Raw genomic sequence first — 13,367 nt, 5'->3', positions numbered from 1 at the left:
TTCCCCGTCTCAACAACACATGTGTCATGCACGTCCTTGAACGTACGGCTAAATTCGTCGCACTTACGCGTCCGCAAGCGCAAAAACCGCAATCGTTTCCATTCCGAGGTAAACGACGCGGTGGGTTTACAGAGGATCCGCACAAATAGGCGCACGAGATCTTGGGCCACTTAGATTTTGATATCGGCTTTTGGGGCGACCCCCGGGTGCCGGATAGGCGGGCGTATATGGGGAGTCGCACGGGATGTCAACAGCGCCCACCGGTGCGTTCAGCTCGGACAGGCGTAACACGCACTGCATCGAAACCGATAGGCGCGGCTTGCTTGTCCGCACAACCTGCGCGGTGCATAGTCGCGGACAATGAGCGGCGATAGATGAAAGCCGCAGATGTGAGGGTCTACAGTGATGCAGGTCATAGGTCTATGCCGGTTTTCCTACCCCGCGATCGGCGGCTTTCAGGTGGAACACGACAGTCTGGAGGCGCGGATTGCCTATCTCTATGCAGAGACCCGGATGGAAGAACGGTTTCAACTGCTGGAGCGGGTCGCCCTGCCCTGCCTGCGCGCCCAGACTGATCCGGATTTCACGCTGGTGATTGTCATCGGCGACAGCCTATCGGCGGTACATGTCGCGCGACTGCGCGCGTTGACTGCGGATATGCCGCAGGTGGAGATCCGTGCCCTGCCCCCCGGCCCGCACCGGCAAGTGATGAAACAGGTGCTGAATGACGCGCGCCATGACCCGGGCGCCCCCTGTTTGCAGTTTCGCCATGATGACGATGATGCGGTATCAGTCGATTTTGTCGAACGGCTGCGACAGACCGCTCAGGACTGCCAGCCGCTGATCGCGCGGAACCAGACGCTGGCAATTGACTTCTGCAAGGGGTTTACCGCTCGTTTTGAACCCGATGGGATTTTTGCCGCTGAGGTTCACCGTCCATATTTCGTCGCCGCTATGGGCATGTATGTGGCGGGGGGCTGCCAACAAAGCATCATGAACTTCGCCCACCACAAGATTGCCCGTTTCATGCCCAGCATCACCATCCCGGATGCGCCGATGTTCGTACGCACGCTCAATAGCTCCAATGATTCCCGGCAGAATGGCGCAAAGGAGCCAGAGCTATCTCGGCTCACCCCGGAACAGGTGGGCGAGTTTGATGCGCGCTTTGCGATCCAATCCTGACTGGGGCTATTCCGGTGGCGACAGATCCGAGCTGGTCCTGCGGCGAGGGCGTTCGCGCAGCAGGCTGAACACACCGGCGGCTACAACAATAGCGGCACCAAACAGCGTCAGGGCGTCGGGCCAACTGTCAAACATCAGCCACCCCAAGAGCAGCGCCCAAAGCAGGCCCGTGTAGCGAAACGGCGAGACCGCCGCCACATCACCTACCCGCATCACCATCACTGAAAACAGATAGCCGATAAAGATACAGCCCGCGGCCAACAGCAGGATCAGCGTGGTCGGGAGGGTCAGCGACTGCCATGTCTCCTGCAGGCCAAGCCCGAGGCCAAACACCAACACCGACACAGCTGCCATCAATGTGACCGTCAGCGACGGCACCGCCGCCGACATACGCCGGGTAAAGAGGTCACGGGCCGTAATGCAGAGAACCGCCGCAAGCGCGTAACCGGTGCCTGTATCAAACCCGTCAGTGCCGGGGCGCACGATCAACAGCATGCCCAGGAACCCCGCACCGATGGCTGTGGCCCTGCGCCAGCCGACCGTCTCGCCAAAAAAGAGTACGGCTGCCAGCGTCACCGTGAGCGGCAGCATCTGCAAGATCGCCGTCACATTTGCAATCGGCAGCGTCAGCAGTGCGCTGAGAAAGAAATAGGTGGTGGCAATCTCGGCTAGGCTGCGCCCGGCAACCAAGGCCCAGTCGCGCCGCGTCAGCGACAAACGCAGGCCGCCATAGCTCCGCGCCAGCGCATAGATCAGCAGGCTGACCGCAACACCGCGCACCACAAGGATCTGCGAGAGCGGCAGGCTTTGCCCGGCAAGTTTGACCATCCCGTCGTTAAGGGTGAAACCCGCCATGCTTCCCACCATCAACAGCGCGCCGAGCTGATTACCTGTCAGCCGGGAGATCATGGCAACACGTCGCGCAGCTGATCGGGCGTCATCGCGAAATGGCGATCGAGTTCGCTGGCGATTTCAGCCTCGGACAATTTATGGGTGATCCCCATCTGCGCCGGATTGGATTTGTTATCCCCATGAATAGTGCGCAGAAATCCCGGGGTGGAGATATCCGAGAACGTATTCCAATGCTGCGCATAGCGGCGATGGTTATAGCGGTAGGGATTTGCCCCGTACCCCACCGGTGCCACCAATGCGGCCCCTACCGACAGCGGCGCCTTTTCACAGGCATCGAAGATCTCATCCTCGGGACCATCCCTCCCTTCGGTCCGCCGCAGATAGAGGCCACGATTATTGGCAAGGATGAAGGGGGTATCCGCGCCCTGTAGCGGGATCATCCCCATGGCAAGGCGACGATTGCGCGCGATATAATCCAGATCCACCGCATCATCGTCATCCAGCCGGAACATCAGCCGATGAGTCGCATCGCCAACCGGGACGGCATTGTACCCCTGTTTCAACATCTTGTAATGGACACCCGGACCCACCGGCATAAGCGTAATATGGTCGGCAGAATCCAAGAGGGCCGACAGACGCTCCAGATAAGGCTCTGGCATATCTTCGGCCGTGAGAACGATGAGGTGAAACCCCTGATCGCTCTGCCGCAACAGGGACCGCAGACACAGCCGTTCGAACACCCGAAACCGCAACTCCATCCGCTCTGGCGCAAAGAGATGGGCAGCAGTGTCCTCAAGGGTCGCGAACCGTTCGGAGTAGTAAGTCGGGGTCAGCACGGAAAAGCGCACAAGGCCGACAATGCTGAGTTTGATATCCATATCCAAGCGCCCCCAATCGCAGCCCGGATGGACCGGGCGGTGTTGAGCGCAAAAGATCATTCCTACAGCTCATTGGAAAGATCATAAATCGCCCCGCCCGGCGACAGCGCGGTCGGCCCGCAACCGAAGCCGCTGCACCGAAAAAAGTAATGTCCGCAAATCGCGTTGGTCCGCTTCGAGCCCGACATGCGCATTGCCATCTTGCCAATGCAACTGAATCCATGTCGTGATGGGCTGCTATATTTATCGTCGATTTTTGGAGAGATCATTTGGCCAATCATAAAATTTCCTACAAAGATTTCCCCTGTGTGAAATTTAAATCACAAAAAGCCGTAAGAGACTACTTGGACAGAGAAGCAAAAGCCTGGTCGTCGATGCTGAAAGCCCCGCAAGGCGGAAGTTTCACTTTGAACGTTCGAGGCCCAAACAATAGCCCGTTGAGTCTCAATCAAATTGTAGCGGCGATAACCGAATTGCAAAATTTCATTGAAGATGTGGAGAGGTTCAATGAAAAGGCCGATGGCAATCGCAAGGCCCTAGCTTTACCGCCGCCCAGTACGTCCCCGGAAGGTTCGGCAATTCTCGGTCTCTTTGGGAACGATAGGTCTGCAATTGCGATCAACGTGCTTGCGGCCTTTATGGTTGACAGCCGGTCCTTGCAGATAGCTAACAGCCACCAAAAGAACTTGCAGAGTCTCGAGCAGGGAAGAATTGTGCTTCAAGCACTTGGCGCGGTATTGCCGATTGTACCCAATGTTAGCGACCTACAGGGGATAAAGGCTGTAACAGATCAGGCTGAAAATGAGCTATCTAGAGTTCACGATCTGATCGATGAAGGCGCGGCGGCCAACGACCATAATACCGAACAATTTGGAAGACTTTTCAGGGTGTTTAGTTATCTCGAAGAGCGTCGGGGGCGAGAATTTGCGCGCGCCGGAGACTCTCGAGCCAAGCAATTCGATGAACAAATGGTCAAATTTGAGGAGATGATTGAGCAGTATCGCCAGCATATGGAACTCGATGCACCGGTTGTTCTATGGGGCAAAAGGGCTGTACAGCACAGCAATCGGTCTGTTTCCGCGTTAAGGTGGTTTTTCGGCCTAGGTGGAGTAACTGTTGCCACAGCAGTTGGCACAGCCGTCAGTTTCGGTGATCAGATCGCTGCATCTTTTACGCGAGAGGTCTGCACTATTCAAAACGGCGCCCAGTCCTGTGAAATTGTATTCAGCTACGAAGGGCCAGTCTTAGCCGCAAGTTTGCTCGTGACGTTCTCAGTGCTGCTTTGGGCCACGAGGCTGCAGTACCGAATGTTCCTCAGCGAACGTCATCTCAGCCTTGATGCAGAAGAAAAAACAGCATTTGCGAAGTCCTTCGCCGCCATCACCCAAGACAAATCGATTGCCAAAGAAAACGAGAATATCGTGCTCGCCGCGTTGTTTAGGCCCACACCGGATGGGATCATTAAGAACGAAGATGGCGGCTTCGACCCTTCAATTTCCGCCGCAATCTCGAAGATTCTAAGTCGTTCTTAAGACCGTCAAGGGCGTCCGCAACGAATGACCGTTTTGTCCGCGGAGCGGGCCATCATGGTTTGCGGACACCTCCAAACAAAAGCCCCCCGCAACAGGAGTTGCGGGGGGCTTTCTTGTTCAGATCAGCGTGGATCAGTCGCGGCTCTCTGGGGTTTCCACCAGATTATCGAGGGTGTCCTCGGTGGCGACGTCATCCATCGACGGCGCGGCCAGTGCGGCAGCAGCTTCGGCCTCCTCACGGCGTGCGTCAAGGACGACATTGTCACGCGACTGGGCGATGTTGCGCACCCGCTGGGTGGCGCCACCGGTACCGGCCGGGATCAGGCGACCCACGATGACGTTCTCTTTCAGGCCAACCAGCTTGTCCTTCTTGCCCTGCACCGAAGCCTCGGTCAGGACACGGGTGGTCTCCTGGAAGGAGGCCGCCGAGATGAAGGAGCGGGTCTGCAGCGACGCCTTGGTGATACCCAAGAGGATCGGCTCACCCTGAGCAGGACGCTTGCCACGGGCCAGCGCCTTCTCATTGGCAGTGTCGTACTCCTGTTTATCCACATGCTCACCCTTGAGCAGTGTGGTGTCACCAGAGTCGGAGATCTCCCACTTTTGCAGCATCTGGCGAACGATCACCTCGATGTGCTTGTCGTTGATCTTCACACCCTGCAGGCGATAGACGTCCTGAACCTCGTCGATCATGTAGTTCGCCAGAGCCTCGACACCCATGATGGACAGGATGTCATGCGGCGCCGGGTTGCCGTCCATGATGTAGTCACCCTTCTGGACGAAGTCACCTTCCTGAACAGGAATGTGCTTGCCCTTGGGCACCATGTATTCGACGGGCTCCATCGACTCATCAGCAGGCTCGATCGAGATGCGGCGCTTGTTCTTGTAGTCGCGGCCAAAGCGCACGTAACCATCGATTTCGGCGATGATCGCGTGGTCCTTCGGACGACGGGCTTCGAACAGTTCCGCAACACGCGGCAGACCACCGGTAATGTCCTTGGTCTTGGCGCCTTCACGCGGGATACGCGCGACAACGTCACCTGCCATGATCTGCTGGCCGTCTTCGACCGACAGGATGGCGTCCACGGACATAGGATAGGTCAGCGGGTTCCCCGCATCGCTGCGCACCGGCTCGCCATCGCCATCCACCAGGATGATTTCCGGCTTGAGATCGGAGCCCTTCGGAGCCGCACGCCAGTCGATCACGATCTTCTGGGTCATGCCCGTGGCTTCGTCGGTCTCATCCCGCACGGCGATACCGGAGACCAGGTCCACATATTTTGCGGTACCGGGTTTCTCGGCGATGATCGGCAGGGTGTAGGGATCCCATTCGAACAGCTTGTCGCCACGGGCCACGGTCTGACCTTCCTTGACGAACAGCTTGGAGCCGTAACCCAGCTTGTGGCTGGCGCGCTCTTCACCGTGCTCGTCCTGAATGATCAGCTTCATGTTCCGACCAACAACCAGGGTCTCGCCGTTGGCGTTTTCCAGGGTCTGCGGCATCTCGAAGACGATCTTGCCCTCTTGCGAGGCTTCAAGGAAGGACTGCTGGCCACCCTGAGCAACGCCGCCGATGTGGAAGGTCCGCATCGTCAGCTGTGTACCGGGTTCACCGATCGACTGCGCGGCGATGATGCCGACAGCTTCACCGGTGTTCACCTGCGTACCACGGGCCAGGTCACGGCCATAGCACTGGGCGCAAACGCCTTCTTCGGCCTCACAGGTCAGCGGCGAGCGGATACGGGTCGACTGAACGCCGGCCTCTTCCACTGCATCTGCCATGCGCTCGTCGATCAGCTGGCCCACGGCGACGATGATCTCATCGGTGCCCGGCTTCTTGATATCCTCTGCCGCAACACGGCCCAGAATACGCTCGCCAAGCGACGCCACAACCTCACCGTCGTTGACCGCGGCCTCAGCAGTAATTGCAGCCTCAGTGCCACAGTCACGATCGCGCACGATGCAATCCTGTGCCACGTCAACCAGACGACGGGTCAGGTAACCCGAGTTCGCCGTCTTCAGAGCGGTATCCGACAGACCCTTACGGGCACCGTGAGTCGAGTTGAAGTACTCGAGAACGGTCAGACCTTCTTTAAAGTTCGAGATGATCGGGGTCTCGATGATGTCGCCATTCGGCTTCGCCATCAGGCCGCGCATACCGCCCAGCTGTTTCATCTGGGTAACCGAGCCACGCGCACCGGAGTGAGCCATCATGTAAACCGAGTTCGGTTCCATCACGGCGCCAGCCTCGTTGCGCTTGTCTGCGGAGATGGTGCCCATCATCGCATCGGTGACTTTGTCGTTACACTTCGACCAGGCATCGACAACTTTGTTGTACTTTTCACCCTGAGTGATCAGGCCGTCCATGTACTGCTGTTCGAAGTCCTTCACCTGATCGCGGGTCTCATCGACCAGCGTCCATTTGGTGTCGGGGATCACCATGTCGTCCTTGCCGAACGAAATGCCCGCCTTGAACGCTTCACGGAAGCCCATGGTCATGATCTGGTCACAGAAGATCACGGACTCTTTCTGACCACAGTAACGGTAGACGGTGTCGATGACCTGCTGAACCTCTTTCTTCCGCAGAAGACGGTTCACCAGTTCAAACGGTGCCTTGACGTTCTTCGGCAGCAGCGCGCCCAGACGGACCCGGCCCGGGGTGGTCTCAAAACGCTTGAGAACCTCGTTGCCTTCTTCGTCGATCTGAGTGATCCGCGCGGTGATTTTGGTGTGCAGATGCACCTCGCCTGCGTCCAGCGCGTGCTGAACTTCGTCGATGGTACCGAACACTTTGCCTTCACCCGGCATGCCTTCGCGTTCCAGGGTCACATAGTAGAGACCCAGGATCATATCCTGCGATGGAACGATGATCGGCGCGCCGTTGGCGGGCGACAAAACGTTGTTCGTGGACATCATCAGGACGCGCGCTTCCAGCTGGGCCTCAAGGCTCAGCGGCACGTGAACCGCCATCTGGTCACCGTCGAAGTCCGCGTTGAACGCCGAGCAAACCAGCGGGTGCAGCTGGATAGCTTTACCTTCGATCAGCGTGGGTTCAAACGCCTGAATGCCAAGACGGTGCAGCGTCGGCGCACGGTTCAGCATGACAGGATGTTCGCGGATCACCTCGTCGAGGATATCCCAAACTTCGGGGCGCTCTTTTTCGACCAGCTTCTTCGCCTGCTTCACGGTGGAGGACAGACCTTTGGCCTCCAGACGCGAATAGATGAAGGGCTTGAACAGTTCGAGCGCCATCTTCTTGGGCAGACCGCATTGATGCAGCTTCAGCTCAGGGCCGGTCACAATGACCGAACGACCGGAGAAGTCGACGCGTTTGCCCAAAAGGTTCTGACGGAAGCGACCCTGCTTGCCTTTCAGCATGTCGGACAGCGATTTCAGCGGACGCTTGTTGGCGCCGGTGATCACGCGGCCACGACGGCCGTTGTCGAACAGAGCGTCGACCGACTCCTGCAACATCCGCTTTTCGTTGCGGACGATGATGTCAGGCGCGCGCAGCTCAATCAGGCGCTTCAAACGGTTGTTCCGGTTGATCACGCGACGATACAGATCGTTCAGGTCGGAGGTCGCGAAACGGCCCCCATCCAGCGGCACCAGCGGGCGCAGTTCTGGCGGGATCACGGGAATGACGGTCATGACCATCCATTCCGGGCGGTTGCCGGATTCCAGGAAGCTCTCAACCACCTTCAGGCGTTTGATGATCTTCTTGGGCTTCAGCTCGCCTGTGGCTTCGGCCAGCTCTGCGCGCAGATGCTCGGCTTCAGCTTCCAGATCGATCGCGGCCAGCATTTCACGGATCGCTTCAGCGCCGATGTTGGCGGTGAAGGCGTCCATGCCGAACTGGTCCTGAGCGTCCATGTATTCTTCTTCGGTCATCATCTGGCCGTAGGTGAGGTCGGTCAGACCCGGCTCGATGACAACGTAGTTTTCGAAATACAGAACCCGCTCCAGATCGCGCAGAGTCATGTCCAGCATCAGGCCGATGCGCGACGGCAGCGACTTGAGGAACCAGATATGCGCAACCGGCGACGCCAGTTCGATGTGGCCCATACGCTCGCGGCGGACCTTTTGCAGGGTGACTTCCACACCGCATTTTTCGCAGACAACGCCGCGATACTTCATGCGCTTATATTTGCCGCAGAGACATTCGTAGTCTTTAATCGGGCCAAAGATACGCGCACAGAACAGGCCGTCACGTTCAGGCTTGAACGTACGGTAGTTGATGGTTTCCGGCTTTTTGATCTCGCCGTAGGACCACGACAAGATCCGCTCAGGCGATGCCAGCGAGACTTTGATTTCATCAAAGACCTTCGGCGGCGTGAGCGGGTTGAACGGGTTGTTGGTGATTTCCTGGTTCATTTATTTGCTCCTTGTCGAGCAGCCATGTTCAGGCGGCCATGGTCAAAGCTAAGATCAGTAAAATTAGGACGATCAGAGCCGACGAAATTTTGCATGTTCTGGAAGCGAACTCTCTGAGCAAGCCTTTCACGCCAATTACAGAAAGACCTTCCGAAGGCTCTCGATACCTTGCCAGCGCGATCAAAAAAGCGATCAGCGCTCCGATGAGGATGAGCCCGGCTGTTGCCACAAGCAACAACAGCCAGATTTGACCCATCGTTGGCATACCGGCCATCTCGGATCACTCCTCAACCTCCGCATCCAGGAGTTCCATATTCAGGCCGAGACCACGGACTTCCTTGACCAGAACGTTGAACGATTCCGGTACGCCCGCTTCAAAGTTGTCCTCGCCCTTGACGATCGATTCATAGACCTTGGTCCGGCCTGCGACGTCATCCGATTTCACGGTGAGCATCTCCTGCAGGGTGTAGGCGGCGCCGTAAGCTTCCAGAGCCCAGACTTCCATCTCACCAAAGCGCTGACCACCGAACTGCGCCTTACCACCCAGCGGCTGCTGAGTAACGAGGGAGTACGGACCGGTCGAACGTGCGTGGATCTTGTCGTCGACCAGGTGGTGCAGTTTCAGCAGGTACTTGATGCCAACGGTCACAGGACGGGCAAACTGCTCGCCGGTGCGGCCATCAAACAGGATCGACTGACCGGAGGTGTCAAAGCCAGCGCGCACCAGAGCGTCGTTGACGTCGGCCTCTTTGGCGCCGTCAAAGACAGGTGTCGCGATCGGCACACCACGGGTCACATTGCCTGCGGCCTCGACCAGATCGGTCTCGGTCATGTCGGCAATACCTTCACCGTAGACGTCGTCACCATAGGCATGGTGCATCGCTTCACGAACCGGGGTCAGGTCGCCGGAGCGACGATAGTCCTGCAACGCATCGTCAACTTTGATGCCCAGACCGCGTGCGGCCCAGCCCATGTGGGTTTCCAGGATCTGACCAACGTTCATCCGCGACGGAACGCCGAGCGGGTTCAGACAGAAATCGACCGGGGTACCATCGGCGAGGAACGGCATGTCCTCCATCGGCACCACTTTCGAGATCACACCTTTGTTCCCGTGACGGCCAGCCATCTTGTCGCCCGGCTGAAGCTTACGCTTCACAGCGATGAAGACTTTGACCATCTTCATCACACCCGGCGGCAGATCATCGCCACGACGCACTTTCTCGACCTTGTCCTCAAAACGGGCATCCAGAGCACGTTTCTGTGCTTCGTACTGCTCGTTCAGGGCCTCGACGACCTGTGCGCTCTGCTCGTCTTCCAACGCCAGCATCCACCACTGGCCGCGGCTGAGTGTCTCCAGCAGCTCCTCAGTGATTTCAGAACCAGCCTTGATGCCTTTGGGGCCTTTGACGGCAGTTTTACCCAGCAGCATGCCGCGCAGACGTGCGTAGATGTTGCGATCCAGAATGCCCAGCTCGTCGTCCCGGTCACGGGCCAGACGCTCGACTTCTTCACGCTCGATCTGCAGCGCACGCTCGTCTTTCTCAACGCCGTGACGGTTGAAGACACGCACCTCAACCACAGTCCCGTAGTCACCCGGCTTCACGCGCAGTGAAGTGTCGCGCACGTCAGATGCTTTTTCACCAAAGATGGCGCGCAGCAGCTTTTCTTCCGGGGTCATTGGGCTTTCGCCCTTCGGAGTGATTTTACCGACGAGGATATCGCCCGGTTCCACATCCGCACCGATGTAAACGATGCCTGCCTCGTCGAGGTTGCGCAGCGCTTCTTCACCGACGTTGGGGATGTCGCGGGTGATCTCTTCCGGCCCAAGCTTGGTATCACGGGCTGCGACTTCGAATTCTTCGATGTGGATCGAGGTGAAGACGTCGTCACGCGCGATGCGCTCGGAGATCAGGATGGAGTCTTCGTAGTTGTAGCCATTCCAGGGCATGAAGGCCACGACGACGTTTTTACCCAGAGCCAGTTCACCCATATCGGTGGACGGACCATCGGCAATCACTTCGCCCTTGCGGACTTCCTGGCCTACCTTCACCAGCGGACGCTGGTTGATGCAGGTGTTCTGGTTCGAACGCTGGAACTTGCGCATGCGGTAAATGTCCACACCCGCGTCGCCCATTTCGAGGTCAGAGGTCGCCCGGATCACGATACGTTGTGCGTCGATCTGGTCGATGATACCGCCACGCTTCGCCATAATGGCCGCGCCGGAATCCCGTGCCACGATCTCTTCGATGCCGGTGCCGACCAGCGGTGCTTCTGCGCGCAGCAGCGGAACCGCCTGACGTTGCATGTTCGAACCCATCAGAGCCCGGTTCGCATCGTCGTTCTCAAGGAACGGAATCAGCGAGGCCGCAACGGAGACCAACTGCTTCGGCGAAACGTCGATCAGGTCAACGCTCTCACGCGGGGCAAGAGTGTAGTCGCCCGACTGACGGGTCGAAACCAGATCATTGATGAACTTGCCATCTTCATCAAGTGTCGCGTTCGCCTGCGCCACGGTGTGACGCATTTCTTCCGTCGCGGACATGTAGTGGACTTCGTCGGTCACCTTCGCCTCGTTGACGACACGGTAAGGTGTTTCGATGAAACCGTACTTGTTCACACGGGCAAAGGTCGCCAGCGAGTTGATCAGACCAATGTTCGGGCCTTCCGGTGTCTCAATCGGACACATACGACCATAGTGGGTCGGGTGAACGTCGCGCACCTCAAAACCAGCACGCTCACGGGTCAGACCGCCAGGCCCAAGCGCCGAGAGGCGACGCTTGTGCGTCACTTCGGAGAGCGGGTTGGTCTGGTCCATGAACTGCGACAGCTGCGAGGAGCCGAAGAATTCACGCACAGCCGCAGCAGCCGGTTTCGCGTTGATCAGATCCTGCGGCATAACAGTATCGATCTCGACGGAGGACATCCGTTCCTTGATCGCACGTTCCATACGCAGAAGGCCGACACGGTACTGGTTTTCCATCAGTTCGCCAACGGAGCGCACACGACGGTTGCCAAGGTGGTCGATGTCGTCGATGTCGCCCTTGCCGTCGCGCAGCTCAACCAGCGCCTTGATGCAGGAGATGATGTCTTCCTTGCGCAGGGTCCGCTGAGTGTCCTCAGCATCCAGAGCAAGGCGCATGTTCATCTTCACACGGCCAACGGCGGAGAGGTCATAACGCTCGGAATCGAAGAACAGCGTGTCAAACAGCGCGGAGGCCGCTTCAACGGTCGGCGGCTCACCCGGGCGCATGACGCGGTAGATATCCATGAGCGCAGTGTCGCGACCCATATTTTTATCCTGCGCCATGGTGTTGCGCATGTAGGGGCCGACATTGATGTTGTCGATGTCCAGAACCGGGATGTCGGTGATACCGGCATCGATCAGTTCCTTGACCGTCCCGCCAATCAGCTCACCGCCTTTGTCGTATTCGAGAGTCAGCTCATCGCCGGCCTCGACATAGATGGCGCCGTTTTCTTCGTTGATGATATCCTTGGCGACAAACTTGCCAACGATATGCTCGAAGGGCACCAACAGGTCGGTGATGTTGCCTTCGTCGATCATCTTCTTGACGGCGCGCGGCGTGACCTTCTTGCCCGCTTCGGCAAAGATCTCACCAGTGGCTGCGTCAACCAGATCATAGGTCGGACGGGTGCCGCGTACGCGCTCGGGGAAGAACGGCGTGACCCAGCCACGGCTCTTCTCAAGCTTGAAGTTCACGGTGTTGTAATAGGCATCCATGATGCCTTCCTGATCGAGACCCAGGGCATACAGCAGGGTTGTCACAGGCAGTTTGCGGCGACGGTCGATACGCGCAAAGACGATGTCCTTGGCGTCGAATTCGAAGTCTAGCCAGGAGCCGCGATACGGGATGATGCGGCAGGCAAACAGCAGCTTGCCCGAAGAATGCGTCTTGCCTTTGTCGTGATCAAAGAACACGCCCGGCGAACGGTGCATCTGGGATACGATCACACGCTCGGTGCCGTTGACCACAAAAGTGCCGTTTGGCGTCATCAGGGGCATGTCGCCCATGTAGACGTCCTGTTCCTTGATGTCCTTCACCGACTTGGCGCCGGTATCTTCGTCCACATCAAAGACGATCAGACGCAATGTGACCTTCAGCGGAGCCGAGTAGGTCATGTCGCGCTGCATGCATTCCTCGACGTCATACTTCGGACGCTCGAAGGAATATTTCACGAATTCCAGAACCGACGTCTCATTAAAGTCCTTGATCGGGAATACCGACTGGAACACGCCCATGATGCCTTCGCCGTCGAGCGGCTGTTCTGCATCACCAGAGCGCAGGAAGAGGTCGTAAGAAGATTTCTGGACCTCGATGAGGTTCGGCATGTCCAGGACTTCGCGGATTTTACCGTAGTATTTGCGAAGACGTTTCTGGCCAAGGAACGATTGAGCCATGTCAGATGTCACCTTTCCAATTCTCACTGAGCAAGGATGCCGCCGGGCCCCGGCACCTTACCCATACGAGACAGCGTGTTCGGATCAATTCATGACCACCTTCCCGAATGGTGGCCTCCCGATCCTTTGAAC

7 protein-coding genes are annotated in these 13,367 nt (G+C 57.9%); 2 read left to right on the top strand and 5 right to left on the bottom strand.

Going from position 1 to position 13,367, the window contains the following annotated elements:
• The first annotated feature begins 405 nt into the window (after positions 1-405).
• A complete protein-coding gene (locus tag GAL_RS01395; RefSeq protein WP_024095818.1) occupies positions 406-1,182 on the top strand; it encodes a putative rhamnosyl transferase in 777 nt (258 codons plus the stop codon).
• 6 nt (positions 1,183-1,188) lie between these two features.
• Here the strand turns inward: GAL_RS01395 and GAL_RS01390 are convergent, their stop codons facing one another.
• Positions 1,189-2,091 (bottom strand): DMT family transporter, encoded by a 903-nt coding sequence (locus GAL_RS01390; protein ID WP_024095817.1) that lies wholly within the window; start codon positions 2,089-2,091, stop codon positions 1,189-1,191.
• Complete coding sequence (locus GAL_RS01385; RefSeq protein ID WP_040104279.1) at positions 2,088-2,912, bottom strand: glycosyltransferase; 825 nt, start codon at positions 2,910-2,912, stop codon at positions 2,088-2,090. The genes GAL_RS01390 and GAL_RS01385 overlap by 4 nt, the downstream gene beginning before the upstream one ends.
• A 269-nt stretch (positions 2,913-3,181) precedes the next feature.
• Between GAL_RS01385 and GAL_RS01375 the strand changes: the two genes are divergently transcribed.
• Positions 3,182-4,444: a DUF6161 domain-containing protein gene (locus GAL_RS01375; RefSeq protein ID WP_024095815.1), complete on the top strand. Its 1,263-nt coding sequence runs from the start codon at positions 3,182-3,184 to the stop codon at positions 4,442-4,444.
• 132 nt (positions 4,445-4,576) lie between these two features.
• Here the strand turns inward: GAL_RS01375 and rpoC are convergent, their stop codons facing one another.
• From rpoC to rpoB, 3 genes are read right to left on the bottom strand one after another with little or no spacing between them, the layout of a single operon-like run.
• On the bottom strand, positions 4,577-8,818 hold the full coding sequence (gene rpoC, locus GAL_RS01370) for a DNA-directed RNA polymerase subunit beta' (RefSeq protein WP_024095814.1): 4,242 nt from the start codon (positions 8,816-8,818) through the stop codon (positions 4,577-4,579).
• Positions 8,819-8,846: 28 nt separating this feature from the next.
• A complete protein-coding gene (locus GAL_RS01365; protein ID WP_024095813.1) occupies positions 8,847-9,092 on the bottom strand; it encodes a hypothetical protein in 246 nt (81 codons plus the stop codon).
• A 6-nt stretch (positions 9,093-9,098) separates the two neighbouring features.
• Positions 9,099-13,235, bottom strand: a complete 4,137-nt coding sequence (rpoB, locus tag GAL_RS01360; protein ID WP_024095812.1) for a DNA-directed RNA polymerase subunit beta — start codon at positions 13,233-13,235, stop codon at positions 9,099-9,101.
• Between the last annotated feature and the right edge of the window lie 132 nt (positions 13,236-13,367).

This window comes from Phaeobacter gallaeciensis DSM 26640, from assembly GCF_000511385.1.
Taxonomy (GTDB): Bacteria; Pseudomonadota; Alphaproteobacteria; order Rhodobacterales; family Rhodobacteraceae; genus Phaeobacter; species Phaeobacter gallaeciensis.
The sequence above is the reverse complement of the archived record's forward strand: the minus strand, read 5'-3'. Positions and strand labels throughout refer to the sequence as shown.